The sequence below is a fragment of the Xanthomonas melonis genome, from assembly GCF_020783655.1.
Lineage (GTDB): Bacteria > Pseudomonadota > Gammaproteobacteria > Xanthomonadales > Xanthomonadaceae > Xanthomonas > Xanthomonas melonis.
The window spans coordinates 64,429-86,049 of record NZ_JAJGQH010000008.1 but is presented as its reverse complement, the minus strand read 5'-3'; the positions used below and the strand labels follow the sequence as shown (position 1 = coordinate 86,049).

Genomic DNA, 21,621 nt, shown 5'->3' with positions numbered 1-21,621 from the left:
CCAGTTCGCATGCGTCCGGCCCTCATCAGTACGCTGTCTTCTGTCCGAGCACGCGCACGGCAGTCAGCACGATGATGCGGATATCCAGCCACAACGACCAGCGACGGATGTAGTCCAGGTCGTACTGGATACGCTTCTTCATCGTCCGCAGCTCCGGAGTCTCGCCGCGGAAACCGTTCACCTGCGCCCACCCGGTGATACCCGGCTTGACGTAATGGCGCTGCATGTAGTGATTGATCAGCTTTTCGTAATGGGTGTTGTGTTGCGCCGCATGCGGGCGCGGACCCACGATGGACATGCTGCCACCCAGCACATTGAAGATCTGCGGCAGCTCGTCCAGGCTGCTACGCCGCAGGAAGGCACCGAAGCGGGTGATGCGGCTGTCGTTGCGGGTAGCCTGCTGGATGGTCGGGCCATGATCGTCGTGCACGCGCATGGAACGGAACTTGTACATATGAAATTCGCGGCCGCCCAGGCCATGGCGACGCTGGCGGAAGAACACCGGCCCCGGCGAACTCAGCTTCACGCCAACCGCAATCGCCGCCATCAGCGGCCACAGGCCCATCAGTGCGATCACCGCAAGGATCTTGTCCTGCAAGGCCTTGGCGACCACGAAGTAGTTGTCGCGGTCCACACCGCCCTGGCGCAGGTTGATCACCGGGGTATTGCCGATCTGCTCGCCGGACTGGTTCAACAGACCGAAGTCGAACAGATCGGGCACCAGCTTCACGTTGATCGGATAGCGATCCAGCCGCTGCAGCAACTGCTTGATGTGGTCGCGCTCGCCCAGCGGCAGCGAGATCCAGACCTGCTCGACCTGGTTCTGCTTCAGGTAATCGATCAAGGCATCCGGCTCGCCCAGGCAGGGCAGCGACTGGCGCTGCTCGGTCACGGCGATGTCGTAGGGGGTACGGAAATAGCCCACCAGATTCATGCCGACCCAGGAATTGCGGCTCAGATAATGGTTGATCTTCATCACCGGGTGACGCAATCCGACCACCACCACCCGCTGCACATCCACGCCCTGCGCACGCAGGTGATTCAGAAAGCCACGCAGCAAGGTCCGCGCAGCCACCAGCGATGCCAAACCACCGACGAACCACAGCCCGATCCAGCCACGCGACACCTGCTCACCTACCTGCACGATCAGCGCATGCACCGCGAATAGCGCGAACACACCGCCGAACGCGCCGCCAAGCACCATCAGCTCGCGCAGCAGCCCACGTCCGCGCCAGCTGCGATACAACGGAAACAGCGCGAAGCAGATCACCGAATACAACAGCGTGGTGGCGATGGCGACACGATACGGAGCGGCCGGCACCCAGGTACCGAACACGATGCGGTAGGCGATCAGTCCCGAGACGACCACCATGGTCAGGTCGAAGACGCGCAGTACCAGATCGGCTGCAGCCGAGTACTTGGACAACAATCGCGGCGAGGAAGTCGTGTAGGTCGCGCTACTGAGGTCTGCCAAAAGCATGGGGATGTCCTCCAAACTCGATACGGTGCATGCGGGGGAACATACGAAGCGCACGCGAGCTTTCAATCATCTCCGCCGGGCGATCACGCGGTAATACCTACCGACCCCAGATCGCCCGACAGCCCTTTGTTTCAACAGAGACAAACTTTCCATTGGAAGAGTCCGCAACATACTGGATCCCTTCTTTGCCACGCTGAATCGGTTGTCACTTCAATTAACCACCGTTTTGCAACACCACGATGTCAGTTCACTCGCGGTTCCTGTCCGGTACCGCGCAGGAAGTAACGCACCAACGCCACCGCCAGCCCCAGGAATACGCCAAAGATGAAGCCCAAGGCGAGGTTCAGTTTCAATTTTGGTGAAGTCTTCGACGTAGGCACATCTGCGGTGTCGACGATGGTCACGTTGTTGGCGCCAACGTTGCTGGCCACGCCGATTTCCTTGTAGCGCTGCAGGAGTGCGTCGTAGAGCTGCCGGTTGGTATCGACGTCACGCTTGAGCATGTTGTAGCGGATGCTGCGGCTCTGCAGGTCGAGCTCGTTGTTGCGCAAGCCGGCAATTCGATCGTTGAGCAGTTGCTCCTGGTGCACGGAGGCGTCATAGGTGGCCTTGAGCGACTGGCGCACGTTGACGATCTCGCCATTGATCTGCCGCCGCGACTCCTCGATCTGCGCCTTCAGTCGCTGCATTTCCGGATAATCCGGCTTGAAGGTCGACAGCTTCTGCTGGTACTCGCTGGTCAGACGAACCTGCTCGCCGCGCAAGGTCTGGATCAGCGGGCTGCTGAGCACCTGCGGCAGCGACATCGCATCGCCGCTGGATGCCTGGCGCCATGCCGCTTCGGCCTTGATGCGCGCATCCTGCGCCGATGCCAGCAGCGCATTGAGGTCGGTCAGGTTCTGTGCCGGCAGCGAGGGCTTGTCGTCGCCCACCGAAACGATCTGCTCCTCGGTGGAATAGGCCACCAATTGCTTCTCCGAATCCTCCACCTTGGCGCGCAGTTGTTCGAGGCGTTCAGCCAGGAATTTGGTGGCGAAGGAGGACGCCTTCATGCGGCGCTGCTGCGTGCTGACGATGAACACCTTCGGATAGGTGTTGGCAATCTTGGCTGCCAGTACCGGATCGGGCGAATCGTAGTTGACGTAGACCAGACGCGAATTGAGGATCGGCTCCACCACCAGCCCGGCCAACAGCGTATCGGTCAGGCTGCGCTCGATGATCGCCTGACGCGAGTCCACCGACTTGCCGGCCTCCGGGTTCTTTGCGGCCGCCTTGGCCAGCGCGTCCTCGACCTGCTGCTTGAACGCCGGCTCCTGATCGAGCCTGGCCTCACGAATCACCGCGCGTGCAAGCGAGCGGCTCTGCAGCAACTGGTATTGGGTCTGATAGAAGTCGCGATCCTGCGGCGACTCCACCGGCATCAGGTTTTCGACGTTGACCACATTGAGCGCATCGCGCTCGATCTGCAGCGTGCTCGTGGCGCGATACTTCTCCGGCATCAGCAAGGTAATGCCCAGCGCCAGCACCACTGCAGCCACGGTGATCGAGACGATCAGCCAGCGCTGGGATACCAGGGCACGCCAGTAGTCCATCAGGCTCACGTCTGCCAGCTCGAGCTGTCCATGGCGCTGCGACGGCGAGGAACGATTGTCGGAATTCATACTCATCGGTAAGCGCGCCACACCATCACCAAGGGGGTCAGTTCCAGCATGGTGCGCAGCCAGACGCGCGCATCCGAGCGATACACCACGATGATGTCGCCGCCGTAGATCTCAGGGTCGGGGTTGGTCCCCTTCTCGATCTCGGTCAGATCGAAGCGCGCGATCATCTTCTGGCCCTTGACCATGCGGAACACGATGACGTTGCCGCGGCTCGCCACGGTGCTGACGCCCTTGGCCTGCGCGACGGCCTGCTGCAGGGTCAGATTCGCGCCGATGACCGGGTAGATCCCGGGCTCGGTGACTGCGCCGGTCACGGTGACGCGGCGGCCATTGGATTCCTGCACGAACACCGACACTTGCGGGTTCTGCAGATAGCCGTTGCGATACCTGTCGGCGACCATCTTTTCCAGCTCACCGACACCCAGGCCAGCCGCATTGACGTCGCCGATCAGCGGCAGCGAGATGTGACCGTTCTGATCGATGCGCACCTGCCGTTCCAGGTCGTCGATCTGGAACACCTTGACCAGCAGCAGGTCGCCTGGCGAGAGCCGATACTCGGGTTGCACGGCAGACATGGCCAGCGGATCCGGGAGCGGCAACGAGGTCGCCATGTCTTTTCCAGTGCTGCAGGCGCCCAGTGTCATCGAGCAGATCAGCACCAGGCTCAGGACTTGGCAGAATCGTCCGATCAGTTTTTTCATGCGTGTGGCTGGCTGCCTCGGTTGGGTTGGACAGGAGCTCGCGCAGCATTCAACCGGCCAACGCGCCAGCACGAACGTACGACAGAGGATCACTCCGAACATGTCGGAGTCACGACAGAGATGACGTGTTGCACTGCACTATGGCACAGAACCCACGCATCGCAAGGCGCAACACGCCATTTTTTTGACGGCGTTGGCCTATTGATTCAAGTTCGTCGATAGCGCGTTAACGAAACGTGATACACGTCCAGATCCGTGTGCAATGTTTTGAAGCGATTTCGGTCACTTAGCGCAGTTATGTGATGCACGCCCAAAGCGGACAGGACCGCATGGAGCAAGCGCTAGCGCTAATTTCACACGTTGCACGTGATACGCCGATCAGCATATCCATGGCTGCGTGAAGACGTGCACGCAGGGATGTTGCGACGCAACAAAAAAGCCCATGTCATGACGACATGGGCTCGTTGTTTGGTCGGGGTAGCCGGATTCGAACCGACGACCACTAGTCCCCCAGACTAGTGCGCTACCAGGCTGCGCTATACCCCGAAGATGCTGCATCCCGCCGCGAGGGCGGCCTGCGATTATAGCGGCTTTGTGAAACGTTTTCCTAGCGGCGCAGCAACTGCAGCACTTCTTCCAGCTCCATGCGCACCTGCTTGATGATCTGGTTGCTCAGCGCCGATTCGCTTTTTGCCCCGTCACCCTCCAGGCGCAGGCGTGCACCGCCGATGGTATAGCCCTGCTCGTAGAGCAGGCCGCGGATCTGGCGCACCATCAGTACGTCGTGGCGCTGGTAATAGCGTCGATTGCCACGCCGCTTGACCGGCTCCAGGCTCGGAAATTCCGTTTCCCAGTAGCGCAACACATGCGGCTTGACGTCGCACAACTCGCTCACCTCACCGATGGTGAAGTAGCGCTTGGCCGGTATCGGCGGTAGCTCGCGATTACTGCCCGGATCCAGCATAAGCCTCCACCCGTTCCTTGAGTTTCTGGCCCGGGCGGAAGGTCACCACCGTGCGGGCCGAGATCGGAATTTCCTCACCGGTCTTGGGATTGCGACCGGGCCGTTGATTCTTGCGCCGCAGGTCGAAGTTGCCGAAACCCGACAACTTCACCTGGCGGCCCTGCTCCAGCGCATCGCGCAGCACGTCGAAGAACGCATCGACAAATTCCTTTGCCTCGCGCTTGTTCAGACCGACCTCGTCGAACAGACGCTCGGCCATCTCCGCTTTCGTCAATGCCATGCCAATCCCCTGGTTACCGCCTCAACTCCGGATCCGGGCGCCGTGTTCGCGCTCCACCACAGCCACCGCGTCGGCGACCACCGCATCCACATCCCGGTCGGTGAGAGTGCGCGAGTTATCCTGCAAAATCAAGCCCATAGCCAGACTCTTGAAACCTGGCTCGACCCCCTGGCCGACGTAGCGGTCAAACAACTGCACCTCGCGCAGCAAGGGCCCTACTGCGGCCTGCACGCTGGCCGACAGCGCCGCCCAACTCACCTGCTCCGGTACCAGGAACGCGAGGTCGCGGCGTACCGACGGGAACCGCGACAATTCGCCAGCCCTCGGCAGGGCGCGCTGCACCAGCGGCGCCAGTTCCAGTTCGAAAGCGACCACGTCCACGTCGATCTCCATCGCCCTGCACAGGCGCGGATGCACCTGCCCGATCCAGCCAATGCAGGCGCCATCGCGGTAGATGTCGGCCGAACGCCCCGGGTGCCCGAACGGCTGCGTCGACGGCCGGAACTCCAGCACCGCGCCACTGGCCGCAGCCAGCGCCATCAGATCTCCCTTCACATCGTGGAAGTCCACCTTGCGCGCGGTTTCGCCCCATTGCAGTGCCAGGGCATCGCCGCACACGGCTGCGGCAACATGCTGCGCCTCGCGCGGCGCCGCACCGGTATCGCCTCCCGCAGCGAACACCTTGCCCAGCTCGAATAGGCGCACACGCCCGGCCTGGCGCGCCGCATTGCGGCCCAGGGTCGCCACCAGGCCCGGCAGCAACCGCGGACGCATGATGGCGAGTTCCGCGCTGAGCGGATTGGCCAGCGGTACCAGCCCCTCGCTCAATTGCCAGCGCTGCAGTAGGGCGGCATCGACGAAGGCATAGTTGATGGTTTCCTGCAGTTCGCGTGCCACCAGCTGGCGGCGCACGCTCAACTCATCCAGCTGTGTCTCGCTGGGCATTGCGATCCGGCTGGCACCGCCGGGCAAGGTGGTCGGCACCCTGTCGTACCCGTGGATGCGTGCCAGCTCCTCGATCAGGTCTTCCTCGATGGCAATGTCGAAGCGACGGCTCGGCGCCATCACCTGCCAGCCCTCGGTCACCGGTGCGAGCTGCATGCCCAGCGCGCTCAGGATGCGCACGACATCCGCATCGTCGATGTGGATGCCGAGCACGCGCGCGATGCGCGCACGACGCAGCAGGATCGGCGCGGCCTGGGGCAGATGCTCGGGGAGTTGCGCATGCACCACCGGGCCCGGCGTGCCGCCGGCCAGCTCCAGCACCAGACGGGTAGCCACTTCGATCGCCTGCGGCGCCAGCGCCGGGTCCACGCCACGCTCGAAGCGATGGCCGGCATCGGTGTGCAGGCCGAGCTTGCGGCCGCGACCCATGATCGCGGCCGGGTCGAAGTATGCCGACTCCAGGAATACGTTGCGGGTGGTCTCGGTGACCCGCGTGTCCAGCCCGCCCATCAACCCGGCCAGCGCCACCGGGCGACCGGCGTCGGTGATGGTCAGGAAGCTGTCGTCCAGGGTCACTTGCCGCCCGTCCAGCAACGCCAGCTGCTCGCCGGCACGCGAGCGGCGCACGCCGATCGGGCCCTGCAAGGTGTCCAGATCGAAGGCATGCATCGGCTGCCCCAGCTCCAGCATCACGTACTGGGTGATGTCCACCAGCAACGACACCGGGCGCACGCCGCTGCGACGCAGACGCTCGGCCAGCCACAGCGGCGTGGTCGCAGCCGGATCGAGGCCTTCGATCACGCGCCCGCAGTAGCGTGGCGCTTCCTTGCCGGCCTCCAGCTCCACCGCCAGCGTCCGCGTGGACACCGGCGCCACCGCGGCGGCGTCGAACGCCACCACTTCGCTGGCGCAGGCAGCAGCCACGTCGAAGGCGATACCGCGCACGCTGAAGCAATCGGCGCGATTGGGAGTGAGCTTGATCTCGATGCTGGCATCCGGCAGACCGAGGTACTCGGCCAGCGCCTGCCCTACCGGCGCGTCGTCAGGCAGCTCGAACAGGCCGGAGGCATCGCTGTCCAGGCCCAGTTCTTTGGCCGAACACAGCATGCCGTTGGATGCCACACCGCGCAGCTTGGCTGCGGTGATGGTGAGCTCGCCGATCTGCGCACCGACCAGCGCCAACGGCGCTACCAGACCGGCGCGCGCGTTGGGAGCGCCGCACACGATCTGCAGCAACTCGCCCTGCCCTGCGTCCACACTGCAGACCTGCAGCCGATCGGCCTCGGGATGCCGCACCGCTTCGACGATCCGCGCCACCACTACCTGGCCCAGCGCCTGACCCAAGGGTGTGACCTCTTCCACCTCCAGACCGATCGCGGTCAGCGTCGCAGCCAACTCCTCACGGCTGGCCTGGATCGGGACGTGGCTACGCAGCCAATTTTCAGAGAATTTCATGAGGGGCCGGGATTGGGGATTCGGGATTGAGGATTAGCTGAAACGTGTCGAGGGAGTCTGGGGCGGACCGGGGCGCCGTTGCGAATCCCCAATCCCGAATCGCCAATCCCCGCCGTCAGGCGAATTGCCTGAGAAAGCGCACATCGTTTTCGAAGAACGCGCGCAGGTCGTTGACCCCGTAACGCAGCATCGCGAAGCGCTCCACGCCCAGACCGAAGGCGAAGCCGGTGTAGCGCTCCGGGTCGATGCCGACGCTGCGCAGCACGTTCGGGTGCACCATGCCGCAGCCCAGCACTTCCAGCCAGCGCGTACTGCCGTCGGGCTGTTGCCAGGCGATATCCACTTCCGCGCCCGGCTCCACGAACGGGAAATAGCTGGGACGGAAGCGCATCTCAAAATCGCGCTCGAAGAACGCCCGCACGAACTCGGACAAGGTGCCCTTGAGGTCGGCGAAGGTGGAGTGCTCATCCACCAGCAGGCCTTCGACCTGATGGAACATCGGCGAGTGGGTCTGGTCCGAATCGGAGCGATACACCTTGCCGGCGGCGATCATGCGCAACGGCGGTTTGTGTGCGTCCATGTAACGCACCTGTACGCCGGAGGTATGCGTGCGCAGCAGGCGGCCGTCGCCAAAGTAGAAGGTGTCGTGCATCGCGCGCGCCGGATGGTGCGGCGGAAAATTGAGCGCTTCGAAGTTATGCCAGTCGTCTTCGATCTCCGGGCCATCGGACAACTCATAGCCCAGCCGCGCGAAGATTTCGACGATGCGCTCGAGCGTACGCGTGACCGGGTGCAGGCCGCCACGTTCGCTGCGACGCCCCGGCAAGGTGACGTCGATACGCTCGCCGGCAAGGCGCGCGTCCAATGCAGCGGTTTCCAGCGTGTTCTTGCGCTGCGCCAACGCTGCGGTCAGCGCGTCGCGGGTCTGGTTGATGGCCTCGCCGGCAGCCTTGCGTTGCTCGGCCGGCAGCGTGCCGAGCTGCTTGAGTTGGGCGGTAACACTGCCGCTCTTGCCCAGCAAGGCCACCCGCAATGCTTCCAGTTGCTCAGGCGTCTGCGCGGCAGCGACATCGGCCAGCGCGCGCTCGGTCAGGGATTGAATTTCACTCATTGCACTTGCGCCTCAACTGCTAGCCGAACGGTGTTTCCGGATGCACCGGAACGCATTGTCACTGCACCTACCTGCCATCACCCATCTGGTGGCTTCGCAAAAACGCAAAAGGGGAAGGACTCGCGCCCTTCCCCCTGCATCTCTGCGTTTCACGCATCGAAAGCATCCGCACCGAGGTGTGACTACTGACGATGACTCGCTTCTGTCAAAAGTCCGCACATGGATGTGCGGGCTCCTGCGAGGGACTCGCACATACGGCGTGCGGGCTCTTGCGAGGGACTCGCACACAAGGCGTGCGGGCTACTGCGAGGGACTATCTCGTTAAGAAGTCCGCACATGGATGTGCGGGCTCTTGCAGAGGGACCTGCATTTACGCCGCCAGCGCGCCCTTCGCCTTCTCGGCCAGCGCGGCAAAGCCGGCGGCGTCGTGCACGGCGATATCGGCCAGCACCTTGCGGTCCAGGGTGATACCCGCCTTGAGCAGGCCATTCATGAAACGGCTGTAGCTCAGGCCGTTGATGCGGGCAGCCGCATTGATGCGAGTGATCCACAGCGAACGGAAATTACGCTTCTTCTGCTTACGGCCGATGTAGGCGTACTGCTGCGCCTTGATGACCGCCTGCTTGGCAACGCGGAAGACCTTGCGGCGTGCGTTGTAGTAGCCCTTTGCCAGGGTCAGAATTTTCTTGTGGCGGCGACGCGCCTGTACGCCACGCTTTACTCGTGCCATGGGTCAGTCCTCAGAGGTAGGGAAGCATACGATCGAGACGGCCAGCGTCCTCGGCACGAACGTGGTTCGTCTGCCGCAGGTTGCGCTTACGCTTGGTCGCTTTCTTCGTGAGGATGTGGCTACGGTTGGCGTGGCCGCACTTGTACTTGCCGGAGGCGGTCTTGCGGAAACGCTTGGCCGCCGCCCGGTTGGTCTTGATCTTGGGCATTGCTATGTCCTTGATGGTGTTTTGTCACTGACACGGGCGGCAGTCTTGCGACCACGCTTTCCATCCTTGCCCTTGCCTGCTTGTAAGTCCTTGATCGAACACGATCCGGACAGGTCCTGGTACCGCTCACGCGGCGCCCCGGCAAAACCGGGCCGCGCAGTCTACCCGTTACCGGGAATTCTTGCAAATCGGCGTCATTGTCACCGTGGCCAGCCCGGTCGGGGCCGCCACGGTGCAGCGCTTCAGACCTTCTTCTTGGGCGCGATCATCATGACCATCTGCCGCCCTTCCAGGCGCGGGCGGGACTCGATGATGATCTCGTCGCCCAGGTCGGCCTCGATCCGGGCAGCCATCTCGCGCCCCAGTTCCTGGTGGCTCATTTCGCGACCACGGAAGCGAATGTTGACCTTGACCTTGTCACCCTCTTCCAGGAAGCGGCGCATGTTGCGCAGCTTGATCTGGTAGTCGCCCTCGTCGGTGACCGGCCGGAACTTGAGTTCCTTGATCTCGACCTGCTTGGTTTTCTTCTTGGCCTCGTTGGCCTTCTTCTGCTGCTCGAACTTGAACTTGCCGAAATCCATGATCTTGCAGACCGGCGGATCGGCCTGCGGCTGGATTTCGACCAGATCCAGGCCTTCATCCTCGGCCTTGGCGAGCGCTTCGTCGCGCGACAACACGCCGACCATCTCTCCGTCGCTGCCGATCACGCGGACGCGCGGCACACGGATTTCTTGGTTCTTGCGGTTCTGTTTGTTGTCAGGGGTACTGATATTGCAATCTCCCAGGGGAATCGAACCGGCTCATCCGGATCATCCAGACCGGCCGGGGTTGGCTCACGCTGCCTGTTCTGCCTGCAGCCGCTCGATGAAGGCCGAAACCGTCATGGTTCCAAGGTCTTCGCCCGATCGCGTCCGCACGGCCACGGCGCCATTTTCCTTCTCGCGGTCGCCGACCACGAGCAGATACGGCACGCGTTGCAGCGTATGCTCGCGGATCTTATAACCGATCTTCTCGTTACGCAAATCGGCGCTGACACGGAAGCCTTGATTTGCAAGGGTTTTCCGAACCGAGTCCACATATTCGGCCTGAGCGTCGGTGATGTTGGCGACAACGACCTGGACCGGAGCCAGCCAGGACGGGAAGGCGCCGGCGTGGTGTTCGATCAGGATGCCGATGAAACGCTCCATCGAGCCCACGATGGCCCGGTGCAGCATGACCGGATGCTTCTTCTGGCTGTTCTCGTCCACGTACTCGGCGCCGAGGCGGCCCGGCATCATGAAATCGACCTGCATCGTGCCCAACTGCCAGGTGCGGCCGATGGCGTCCTTGAGGTGGTATTCGATCTTGGGGCCGTAGAAGGCGCCCTCGCCCGGCAGCTCCTGCCACTCCACCCCACACACGCCCAGCGCGCTGCGTAGCGCGGCTTCGGCCTTGTCCCAGGTGGCGTCGTCGCCCAGGCGCTTTTCCGGGCGCAGCGCGATCTTGATCTGGATGTCGTCGAAGCCAAACGCGGTATAGACCGCCAGCGCCTGCTGGTGGAAGGCGGTGACTTCGGATTCGATCTGCGATTCCAGGCAGAACACGTGCCCGTCGTCCTGGGTGAAGCCGCGCACGCGCAGGATGCCGTGCAGCGCGCCGGAGGGCTCGTTGCGGTGGCAGGCGCCGAACTCGCCGTAGCGGATCGGCAGGTCGCGGTAGCTGTGCAGGCCCTGGTTGAACACCTGCACGTGGCCGGGGCAGTTCATCGGCTTGACCGCGTAGGTGCGCTTTTCCGATTCGGTGAAGAACATCGCGTCCTGGTAGTTGTCCCAGTGGCCGGATTTCTGCCACAGCGACACGTCCAGGATCTGCGGGCAGCGCACTTCGCCGTAGCCGCTATCGCGATAGACCTTGCGCATGTACTGCTCGACCACCTGCCACAGCGACCACCCCTTGGGGTGCCAGAACACCAGGCCGGGCGCCTCTTCCTGCAGGTGGAACAGATCCTGCGCCTTGCCGATGCGGCGATGGTCGCGCTTGTCGGCTTCTTCCATGCGCAGGATGTAGGCATCGAGCTGCTTCTTGTCGGCCCAGGCGGTGCCGTAGATGCGCTGCAGCTGCTCGTTCTTGGCATCGCCGCGCCAGTAGGCGCCGGAGATGCGGGTCAGCTTGAAGGCCTTGAGGAAGCGGGTGTTGGGCACGTGCGGGCCGCGGCACATGTCCACGTACTCCTGGTGGTAGTAAAGGCCCATCGCGGTGATGTCCTCGGACATGTCCTCGATCAGGCGCAGCTTGTACTCCTCGCCGCGCTGGGCGAAGACCTCGATCACCTCCGCACGCGGGGTGACCTTCTTGATCACGTCGTAGTCCTGCGCGATCAGTTCCTGCATGCGCTGCTCGATCGCGGCCATGTCCTCGGGTGTGAACGGGCGTTCGCTGTAGATGTCGTAATAGAAGCCTTCGGCGATGACCGGGCCGATCACCATCTTGACCTCCGGGTACAGCTGCTTGACCGCGTGCCCGACCAGGTGGGCGCAGGAGTGGCGGATGATCTCCACGCCTTCGGCGTCCTTGGCGGTGATGATGCGCAGGCTGGCGTCATGGTCGATGACGTCGCTGGCGTCGACCAGCTGGCCGTCCACCTGGCCGGCGATGGTGGCCTTGGCCAGGCCGGCGCCGATCGACTGGGCGACCTGCATCACCGAGACGGGGGATTCGAATTCGCGGCGGCTGCCGTCGGGGAGCGTGATGTTGATCATGGGCAAGAATGAGGTCTGGTCTGGCTGCAGCCGGCGGCTGCCATGGGAGGCCTGACCATTGCTGGACAGGCTCGGGAGAAGCGGGAAAGGTCATGCGGAAGACCGCGTCGCGGGCGCCACGGACACGGGCGCCGGTCGGGATCAGCGGTGGGCGGTGGTAGTGCTCATGTCGCACGCTCGGCCGGCGCGGGGCGCGGGCCACCTTCTCGCAAGGGGTCTCGGGCGTGAATGGTAAACCAATCAGCCGGCCGCTGCGTGGGGCGGCACGGTACCGGCAGGCGCATGGCATGATGCCGGCCACCCGTCCTGCCGCTGCCGACCATGACCATCAAGGGTAAAGCCACCTCGCTGGATATCGCCTACCTGGCCGGCGTGTCGCAGCCGACCGTATCGCGCGCCCTGCGCGGCAGCCCGATGGTCAACGAGGAAACCCGCAAGCGCATCCTGCGCATCGCCCGCGAGCTGAACTACAAGGTCGACAAGAACGCCTCCTCGCTACGGCTACGCAATGCCGGCACGCTGGCGCTGCTGTTCTTCGAAGACCCCACCGCCGACGATTCGCTGATCAATCCGTTCTTCCATTCGATGCTGGGCTCGATCACCCGCGCCTGCGCGCTGCAGGGCTACGACCTGCTGGTGTCGTTCCAGCAGCTGTCCAAGGACTGGCAGGCCGACTACGAAGACAGCAACAAGGCCGACGGCATCATCCTGCTGGGCTACGGCGACTACCAGGAGTCACGCCAACGGCTGCAGCTGCTGGTGGAGCAAGGCACACACTTCGTGCGCTGGGGCGCGGCGCTGCCGGGCCAGCCGGGCATTTCGATCGGCAGCGACAACTACCAGGGCGGGCTGGACATTACCGAGCACCTGCTGGCGCAGGGATGCCGGCGCGTTGCCTTCCTCGGCCACGCCTCCAACCACTACCCCGAGTTCGAAGAACGCTACCGGGGCTATGCCGCCGCGCTGGCGCAGCACGCGCTGGCCGCCGAGGCGGGCCTGCAGTTCGATGCGATCACCACCGAATCGTCCGGCTATGCGGCATGCCTGGCCTTGCTCGACAGCGGCCAGGCCTTCGATGCGGTGTGCGCCGCCAGCGACTTGATCGCGATCGGCGCGATGCGCGCCCTGCGCGAACGCGGCCTGCGCGTGCCACAGGACGTGGCGGTCAGCGGCTTCGACGACATCGCACTCGCCGCATCGGTGGCGCCGGCCCTGTCCACGGTGCAGCAGGACACCAAGCAGGCCGGCACGCTGCTGGTGGAAAGCCTGGTGGCGTTGATCCGCGGCGAAGCGGCGCAGAGCCGCACGATTCCGGTGAAGCTGGCGGTGCGCGATTCCTCGCGCAGCAACGGCTTGCAGCCGCCGCTGGGATGGAGTCCGCCCGGCTTGGAAACCAGTGAGGCGGTCGCCGGCCTGGCGGCGGATGGCGCTGCCAGGCGCTGAGTCGGGATTCGGGATTCGGGATTCGGGATTCGGGATTCGGGATTCGGGACAGCATGCACGGTGTGCTGCGATCGGTGGCGAACTGCTGATTGCGTTGCAGGAGCGGACCCGGCCGCGACGAGGCGTTGCCGATACCGGTGATGCCCCATCGCGTGCGGGTGGACGCCCCTACAGATTACGGGCGTCGCGGGCGGCTTGGTCGGCCATCTGCGCGTCGAGTTGCTTGCGCAATGCGGGATCGGTGATCGGTGCATCCGATAGCAGCACGCGTACGCCATGCGCCGGCACCTGCGCGACCAGCCGCCTCTGCACCTGCAATCGCTCGCCGCTGACCGCATCGCGCCAGGTACCGGATTGCAGCAGACGCTTGACCTCGATGCTGGCTGCCGCATCGCCCTTGTTGAGCAACACCAAAGCCGTCTGGGTCGTGCCGGCATGCTGATACACGCGCAAAAACGCAGCCTGCTCTCCGCGCAGGGCGATATCGACCTGTACGCCGCGCTGCAGGGCCGGCGTGTCGCGACGCAGCCGGGCGATTTGCTGCAACGGCCCGAAGATCGGGCTCTGCGGCGCCGTGCGGATGCGCTCTACACCGAAGTAATTGCGGTTGCCGGCATGCTCGGCGCGCCCGCGCATGAAGCCGGTTTCCGAACCATAGTAGATCACCGGGATGCCGCGCGCAGTGAACAGCCAGTTGTGCGCATCGATGAAGCCGCTATCGCTGGCATCCAGCCGCGCCATGTCGTGGTTGTCGTAGAAGCTCATCAGCTCGTAGGGATTCGCATACGGTCCCTGGCGCAGGAACAGCGGCTTGGCGAGCTTCTCGAAGCCCGCCTGCTCTCGGCCGAAGACTGCAGACAGCTGCTGCTTCAACGGAAAATCCAGCACGCTGACGCCAGCGTTGCGGGCCCAGGTATGCCCGGCGATCTTGTCGGCGTCGTAATCGAAGGCTTCGCCGAACATGAAAAAGCCCGGGCGCTTTTCGCGGATGCGCGCCACGAAGGCATGCCAGAAACGATCCGGCATCCAGCCGATGGTATCGATGCGGAACGCATCGGCGCCCTGCTCCATCCACTGCAGATACGCACCGGCCAGATAGTCGAGTACGGCCGGATTGTTCTCGTCGAGGTCGGACAGTTCCGCCAGCCCGCCGCTGGTGTTGTAGAACGCATGCAGCGGGTTGTGCCGCGGGTCCAGCTGCGCGGGCGGAAGATTCTGGTGGTCGGCGACCAAGCGCCCCTGCGCATCGTAGAGCTTGCCGAACCCCGGCTGCGGCTGCGGCATGGTGTAGGCCGGCGACCCATGGTTGCCCACGATGTCCAACACGACCTTCAGCTTGCGGGCGTGCATGGCGCGGGTGAAGCCGGCGAAATCCAGGCCCGGGCTGGGCAGATGCTCGTCGAGCGTGTAGAAGTTGACGCCCCAGTAGCCGTGGTAGCCGGTCTTGCCATGATCGCTGAGCGTGCTGTCGCAGGTGATCGGCTTGCCACCGGTAAACGCTTGATCAGGATTGTCGACGATGGGTGTGATCCACACCGCGCCGAATCCCAGGCCGCGGATGTAATCGGCGTGCTCGACGATGCCCTTGAAGTCACCCCCGAGATAGCCGATGTTGTCGTCGCTGCCATCGGCGCAGGGCGTGGGCACATCGAAGCTGCGGTGCGCCCCGCCCTGCTCGCGCTGGTCGTTGCCGGTATCGCCATTGACGAAACGGTCGGTCACCACGAAATACACCGCATCGGCGGCAAACGGCTCCAGCGTGCCGTAGTACTCCTTCGCCGCGGGCGCCGCCATCGCCGCGCCTGCGTACATCGTCAACGCTACGTACATCGCACTGCGCATCACTGCCCTCCAGAGGCGACTGGAACCCGCACCACGCACACGCCTGCAATCAGCAGACTGAGCCCGCCGATGGCCAACGCATGGATCGGCTGCCCGCCCAGCCACGCGCGGAGCACGAAGCCCAGTGCGCTGGCGGCAACCAACTGCGGAATCACGATGAAGAAATTGAAGATACCCATGTACACGCCCATCTTGGCGACGGGCACGCTGTCAGACAGCAAGGCGTAGGGCAGCGACAGGATCGAGGCCCAGGCGAAGCCCACGCCCAGCATCGACAGCAGCAACCAGTGCGAGTCGCGGATCACCACCATCGACAACAGGCCGGCCGCGCCCAGCCACAGATTGCACAGATGGCTCCAGCGCAGCCCGATCGCGCGTACCAGTAACGGGATGACCAGCGCCGCCAGCGCCGCGAAACCGTTGTAGGCACCGAACAACACCCCCACCCAGTTGGCGCCATCGTTGTACGCGGCCGATGCGGTATCGGTGGTGCCGAAATGCACCTGGGTCACCGCAGCGGTGGTGTAGATCCACATCGCGAACAGGGCGAACCAGGAAAAGAACTGCACCCAGGCCAGCCGGCGCATCGTGCTCGGCATGCTGCGCACATCCTGCACGATCGCCACCAGCATGCTGCCCGCCGGCAGCACCCGCGCCAGCGCCAGCAGTGCGCCGTAGGCGATGCACAGGCCGGCGAGCACATACAGCATGCGGTCGCCCTGGTGCCAGGCGATGGCCATCGCCATCAGGATGCCAGCGCCGCACCACACCGCACTGACCATGGGCGACGGCAGCACACCGGTCATCGTCACGGTGACGGCAGGCGGATGCGCATCGTCGAAGGCGGCCAGCTGGCGCGGGCTGTATTCGCGGGTGCGCAGCACCGTCCACCCGATCGACAGGAACAGCACCGCCGCGCCCAGGTAGAACGCATAGCGCACGCTGTCGGGCAGCTGCCCGGCGGGCGCGGTGTTGGCCACGCCCCATTGGGCCAGCAACCAGGGCAGCAAGCTGGCCACGATCGCGCCGATGCCGATGAAGAAACTCTGCATCGCATAGCCGGTGGGCCGCTGCGCCGGTGGCAGCTGGTCGCCAACCAGGGCGCGGAACGGTTCCATCGAGATGTTGATCGAGGCATCCAGCACCCACAGCGTGCCGGCGGCGATCCACAGCAGCGGGGCGTTGGGCATCACCAGCAGGGCAAGTGTGGTGAAGACCGCTCCGACCATGAAATAGGGACGCCGACGGCCCCAGGAGGTCCAGGTGCGGTCGGACAGATAGCCGATGATGGGCTGCACGATCAGCCCGGTCAGCGGTGCGGCGATCCACAGACCCGGCACATCGTCGACCTGCGCGCCCAGGCTCTGGAAGATGCGGCTGGCATTCGCATTCTGCAGTGCGAACCCGAACTGGATGCCGAGAAAGCCGAAGCACATGTTCCAGATCTGCCAGAAATTCAAGCGTGGCTTGGCGGTCATGGCGCGGCCTCCGCGTCGGCTGCCGGCCCGATCAGCAACGCACTCACCTGCGCTGCATTGACCACGCCATCGCGACCACCACGGCCGCCGTTGTATTGCGCGGAATGGTCCAGGGCGCTCATGTTGAAGCCATCCTCCAGGCGAAACGTGCAGGCCTGCCCCGCCACTGCATCGAAGCTCACCTGGGTGGACAGCTGCTCGCTCACGCTATGCGGCATCACGATGAACTGCGACTGCGGCGGCTTGCCGGGGCACTCCAGCACCAGCCGCTTCACCGCAGCGGTGACGCCGGTATTGATCGGGCCATTATCGTTGCGATAACGCAACAGCACGCGATACCGTCCCGTGTGCACGGCTTGCCACCGCCAGGTCTGGCTGCCGCGCAGGCTCTGCGATGAGCCAAGCGTCAGCGAGGCGCTATGCAGCGACTCCAGGCCATCCACGCGCCGGGTGAGGCTGAGGACATGCTGCAGACCGTCGTCTGGCAACGCGTAGTGGCCTTTGGCATTGAGGGCTTGCCCATCCATGTAAAGCGTGGTGCCGGCGGGAATCGCAACTCGATACCGATTGGCGTGCTCCTGCACCTCGGGCGGCATCGGTGTTGCCGGCGCGAATACCTGCGCCGGCTGCGGCGGCGCCGTCAGGTCGGCCTTGCGACCAACCAGCTGCACCTGCGTGGACTGGCCTTGCTGCTCGACACGCCCGGCCACCAGCAACTCGCCCTGCTCATCGGACGGACGCTGCAGCACATACCGCCGCGCGCCCTGCTCCAGCACGATCTGCTCGCGCTCGCCGAACAGCAGCGGCACCAGGCTGCGCGGCAACTTCGGGGTGACACTGCCATCGGCAGACAGGCCGAACACGCCTTCCAGCACGGCAGACAGATAGCCCGCCACCGACCACAGCTGGCGCGGCGAATTCACCACCGGGCCGCTGCGCGCGCCTTCTTCCACGTACACGGCCAGGCTGTGCATCTCGTAGTTCTCCATGTTGGAGCCAGCCAATGCGGCCCCACGCATCAACGACTGCAGTTCCAGCGCGATGCGCGGCGCATCCTCCAGCGCACGCGATGCGCGCAGCGCGTAGGCGCTGACGAATGGCCAGATGGCGCGGTTGTGGTAGATGGGCTGCGCGGCCTCCTGCGGCCATACCACCGGGCTGCCACCGGCCACCACCGGGTAGTTGCGCAGCGCCAGGCGCGCACGTTCGGCCGGAAACACCTCGGCCAGCACGCCCAGCGACAGACCCAGCAGATCGACCTTGGCATAACGCACCGGATGCGCGGCACTGCCCAGGTAACTCACATACTGCTGGCGTTGCGCATCCCAGAATCGCGCATCGATGGCCAGACGCAGCGCATCGGCCCACTGCGCGTACTCCGCGGCGCGTGCGTCGCCGCGCTGGCCTGCCATCTGTTCGGCCAGGCGCAGCGCCTGGTAATGCAGCACATTGGTCGACAGCGCGAAGGACTCGGCGATGAAGCGCACGTCCTGACGCGTCCAGTCCGGGTAGGTCTGCTCGCGCCAGTCCAGAAACGAGGTTTCACCACGGTAGAGGCCGATGCGCGCATCGAACACCGCGTCGCGATCCTGCGCGAGGGTGGCCTGCAGCGCCTGCCATACCTCGTCGGCGAAGGACTGATCGTCCAGTAGGCCACGCGCGGCCAGGAACCACACCACCCGGTCGCTGCTGATCGGCCAGCTGCCACCGGAGCCGGTGTCCTGCGCCACGAACAGGCCGGGCGTACGGCCGTCGCGCGCGGTGGAGAGCTTGAAGCGCAAGGAGTTACGCGTGCGCTCCGGTTCCAGCCGCCCCAGCGCCAGATCGGCGGCGAAACTCACATCGCGCGTCCACACGTATGGCCAGCGCTCGCCGGTTTCGAAACATCTGCACGGCACCGGCTTGCCGGCGTTGAAGGCCGGATCGCGGATCGCCTCGACGCGGTCGTCGGCCATCTCCTGCTGTGCCAGCGCAAACAAGGCATCGAACATCGGGCTGGCGGTATGCGTGCGCATCGGCTGTGCGGCAATGCGGCGCTCGCCTTGTGGCCACCGCAGCACGAAACCACCATCGTCCAGCGCCTGTGCCTGCGCGCGGCGCCCCTGAAATTCCAGCTCGTCGGCCAATACCGGCGAGCTTGCCGCAACGCTCAGCGTCGCAGCCATGCAGATCATCTTCAGCATCGAAGCGGCGAAACGGCTTGCACCGTAGGCCTTCCTCCCTCGTTGCACGCGTTGTGGTGCGTGGCACGGATGCGCCACGGCCGCGGACCCTCCCAGGTGCCGTCAGCCATGGTAGACGTGTGACTTGCCGTTCCGCATCCCTGCATACGTATTCATGGCATTCGTGATCGTGCATCACGGCCCCGCGCTGGCGCAGCGCTGCATAGTCTCCGCTTACGCACCGGCCACCTTGGGAGTGGAAATGCCGCTGTTTCCATGTCGAGCACGCTCGACGCTGCGCGCACACTGGATCGCGCGTCTGCTCGTGCTGGCCTGCGCTGCAGGCATGTCGCCGCTGGCACAGGCCGAGGTCACCACCATCGACGTCGCCTCACCGGGCAAGATCCTGCAGGTGACCCTGGAACTGGACGGCGGTACGCCGTACTACCGCGTGCAACGCCTGGGCCAGCCGGTACTGCAACGCTCACGACTGGGGTTCAACCTGCACGACGGACGCCTGGACCGCGGATTGACGGTGCTCGCGCAGGCACGCCAGAGTCACGACGACACCTGGGAGCAACCCTGGGGCGAAGCACGTCTGATCCGCAATCACTACAACGAATTGCGCGTGCGTCTGGGCGAGCGCGACGGCGCGCGGCGCAGCTTCGAGGTGGTCTTCCGCGTCTACGACGACGGCCTGGGCCTGCGCTATCACTTCCCCGAACAAGCCGGCCTGCGCGAGGCGATCATCGACGACGAACTCACCGAGTTCGCCATCGCCCAGCAGGCGCAGGCATGGTGGATTCCGGCGGGCGAACCGATCCATTACGAGTATCTCTACAGCCGCACGCCACTGAATCAGCTCACCCTGGCGCATACGCCGCTCACGCTACGTACCGACAGCGGCTTGCATATCGCGCTGCACGAGGCGGCACTGGTGGACTACGCCGGCGTGTGGCTGCGCCGCAGCGACGACCAGCGCCTGCGCGCGCAATTGTCCCCGGCCGCCGAAGGCTGGAAGGTCCGCCGTGCCCTGCCCTTCGATACGCCGTGGCGCGCGCTGCAGATCGCCGACCAGGCCATCGGCCTGGTGGAATCCAACCTGATCCTCAACCTCAACGAGCCCAACGCGCTGGGCAATGTGGACTGGGTCAAGCCCTCCAAATATGTCGGCGTGTGGTGGTCGATGCACCTCAACCAGCAGACCTGGGCCACCGGCCCCAAGCATGCGGCAACCACGGCCACGACACGACGCTACATCGATTTCGCCGCTGCACACGGCTTCCGCGGTGTACTGGTCGAAGGCTGGAATCCAGGCTGGGACGGCGAATGGTTCGGCAATGGCGGCAGCTTCGACTTCACCAAACCCACGCCGGATTTCGATCTGCCGGCGTTGAGCAAGTACGCCGCCGGCAGGGGCGTGCATCTGATCGGCCATCATGAAACGGGGTGCGCGGTGGACCACTACGAAGACCAGATCGCCGAGGCGATGGACCTGTACGCACGTTTCGGCGTGGATTCGGTCAAGACCGGCTATGTCTGCGACGACGGCCAGGTGGAGCGACGCAATCCGAACGGCGGTACGCCGCTGCGCGAATGGCACGACGGCCAATGGATGGCCCGCCATCACCTGCGCGTGGTGCGCGAAGCCGCCGAGCGGCATATCGCGGTCAATGCGCACGAACCGATCAAGGACACCGGCCTGCGCCGCACCTATCCCAACTGGATTTCGCGCGAAGGCGCGCGCGGCATGGAATACAACGCCTGGGGCCAGCCGCCCAATCCGCCCGAGCACGAGGTCAACCTGGTGTTTACCCGGATGCTGGCCGGGCCGATGGATTACACGCCGGGTATCGTCAGCCTGAAGGGCCGCAACGGCCAGCCGATTCCCAGCACCCTCGCACGCCAGCTCGCTCTGTACGTGACGCTCTACAGCCCGATCCAGATGGCCGCCGACCTGCCCGAGCATTATCTGCAGCACCGCGACGCCTTCCGCTTCATCGAAGACGTGGCGGTGGATTGGGACCAGACCCGTGCGTTGAATGGAGAGGTGGGTGACTACGTCACCATCGCGCGCAAGGACCGGCACAGCCGCGAATGGTTCCTGGGCAGCATCACCGACGAACATGGCCGCCTGCTGCAGGTGCCGCTGGGATTCCTCGAACCGGGCGTGCGCTATACCGCGCAGATCTATCGTGATGGCGATGGCGCCGACTATGTGAGCAACCCGTTCGCCTTCGTGCGCGAAGAGCGTCAGGTCGGCAGCAGCGACACCCTGGAGTTGCGGCTGGCACCGGGCGGCGGGCAGGCGATCCGCTTCGTGCCGATCACTCGCGCCCGCTGAGCACCGTCGCGGTGGCGGCCCGCACCCATGGTCGCCGCGAACGATTGCACACCGCAGTGGAACCGCACCGCTGCGGATG

16 protein-coding genes and 1 tRNA gene are annotated in these 21,621 nt (G+C 64.6%); 2 read left to right on the top strand and 15 right to left on the bottom strand.

All coding sequences use genetic code 11. The features are described from left to right. Positions 1-25: 25 nt before the first annotated feature. From LL964_RS09550 to thrS, 12 genes are all read right to left on the bottom strand, one after another. On the bottom strand, positions 26-1,480 hold the full coding sequence (locus LL964_RS09550; RefSeq protein WP_104587563.1) for an undecaprenyl-phosphate glucose phosphotransferase: 1,455 nt from the start codon (positions 1,478-1,480) through the stop codon (positions 26-28). 242 nt (positions 1,481-1,722) lie between these two features. Next, positions 1,723-3,162 (bottom strand): GumC family protein, encoded by a 1,440-nt coding sequence (locus tag LL964_RS09545; protein ID WP_146092373.1) that lies wholly within the window; start codon positions 3,160-3,162, stop codon positions 1,723-1,725. Then, entirely contained in the window at positions 3,144-3,842 is a 699-nt protein-coding gene (locus LL964_RS09540; RefSeq protein ID WP_167395333.1) for a polysaccharide biosynthesis/export family protein, read from the bottom strand. Before LL964_RS09540 ends, LL964_RS09545 begins: the two co-directional genes overlap by 19 nt. A gap of 469 nt (positions 3,843-4,311) precedes the next feature. Continuing rightward, a tRNA-Pro gene (locus tag LL964_RS09535) sits at positions 4,312-4,388 on the bottom strand. Between the two features lie 61 nt (positions 4,389-4,449). Then, entirely contained in the window at positions 4,450-4,806 is a 357-nt protein-coding gene (locus LL964_RS09530; RefSeq protein ID WP_005995911.1) for a MerR family transcriptional regulator, read from the bottom strand. Then, a complete protein-coding gene (locus tag LL964_RS09525; protein WP_002811076.1) occupies positions 4,787-5,086 on the bottom strand; it encodes an integration host factor subunit alpha in 300 nt (99 codons plus the stop codon). Before LL964_RS09525 ends, LL964_RS09530 begins: the two co-directional genes overlap by 20 nt. Before the next feature lie 21 nt (positions 5,087-5,107). After that, entirely contained in the window at positions 5,108-7,486 is a 2,379-nt protein-coding gene (pheT, locus tag LL964_RS09520) for a phenylalanine--tRNA ligase subunit beta (RefSeq protein ID WP_104587564.1), read from the bottom strand. A 115-nt stretch (positions 7,487-7,601) separates the two neighbouring features. Further along, positions 7,602-8,597 carry a phenylalanine--tRNA ligase subunit alpha gene (gene pheS / locus LL964_RS09515; protein WP_104587565.1) on the bottom strand — a complete coding sequence of 332 codons (996 nt, stop codon included), beginning with the start codon at positions 8,595-8,597 and terminating at the stop codon, positions 7,602-7,604. Between the two features lie 370 nt (positions 8,598-8,967). Next, a complete protein-coding gene (gene rplT, locus LL964_RS09510) occupies positions 8,968-9,327 on the bottom strand; it encodes a 50S ribosomal protein L20 (RefSeq protein WP_003484828.1) in 360 nt (119 codons plus the stop codon). 10 nt (positions 9,328-9,337) lie between these two features. Then, a complete protein-coding gene (rpmI, locus tag LL964_RS09505) occupies positions 9,338-9,535 on the bottom strand; it encodes a 50S ribosomal protein L35 (protein WP_002811096.1) in 198 nt (65 codons plus the stop codon). 242 nt (positions 9,536-9,777) lie between these two features. Then, positions 9,778-10,320, bottom strand: coding sequence for a translation initiation factor IF-3 (gene infC, locus LL964_RS09500; protein WP_104587566.1), 543 nt, complete (start codon positions 10,318-10,320; stop codon positions 9,778-9,780). Positions 10,321-10,368: 48 nt separating this feature from the next. Beyond that, the gene (thrS, locus tag LL964_RS09495) at positions 10,369-12,273 is read right to left on the bottom strand and encodes a threonine--tRNA ligase (protein ID WP_005930235.1); all 1,905 of its coding nucleotides are present in this window, start codon (positions 12,271-12,273) and stop codon (positions 10,369-10,371) included. A 321-nt stretch (positions 12,274-12,594) separates the two neighbouring features. On the opposite strand from thrS, the gene LL964_RS09490 reads away from it, so the two are divergent. Further along, a complete protein-coding gene (locus tag LL964_RS09490) occupies positions 12,595-13,716 on the top strand; it encodes a LacI family DNA-binding transcriptional regulator (RefSeq protein ID WP_167395334.1) in 1,122 nt (373 codons plus the stop codon). Positions 13,717-13,884: 168 nt separating this feature from the next. Here LL964_RS09490 and LL964_RS09485 read toward each other — a convergent pair whose 3' ends face one another. The 3 genes from LL964_RS09485 to LL964_RS09475 are packed head-to-tail and all read right to left on the bottom strand — an operon-like array spanning position 13,885 to position 19,219. Beyond that, positions 13,885-15,510: an alpha-amylase family glycosyl hydrolase gene (locus tag LL964_RS09485; RefSeq protein ID WP_167395341.1), complete on the bottom strand. Its 1,626-nt coding sequence runs from the start codon at positions 15,508-15,510 to the stop codon at positions 13,885-13,887. Positions 15,511-15,557: 47 nt separating this feature from the next. Then, entirely contained in the window at positions 15,558-17,036 is a 1,479-nt protein-coding gene (locus LL964_RS09480; protein WP_104587569.1) for an MFS transporter, read from the bottom strand. After that, positions 17,033-19,219 carry a glucosidase family protein gene (locus LL964_RS09475; RefSeq protein WP_104587570.1) on the bottom strand — a complete coding sequence of 729 codons (2,187 nt, stop codon included), beginning with the start codon at positions 19,217-19,219 and terminating at the stop codon, positions 17,033-17,035. The genes LL964_RS09480 and LL964_RS09475 overlap by 4 nt, the downstream gene beginning before the upstream one ends. 241 nt (positions 19,220-19,460) lie before the next feature. Between LL964_RS09475 and LL964_RS09470 the strand changes: the two genes are divergently transcribed. Then, positions 19,461-21,542 (top strand): glycoside hydrolase family 97 protein, encoded by a 2,082-nt coding sequence (locus LL964_RS09470; protein ID WP_104587650.1) that lies wholly within the window; start codon positions 19,461-19,463, stop codon positions 21,540-21,542. The last annotated feature ends 79 nt before the right edge of the window (positions 21,543-21,621 follow it).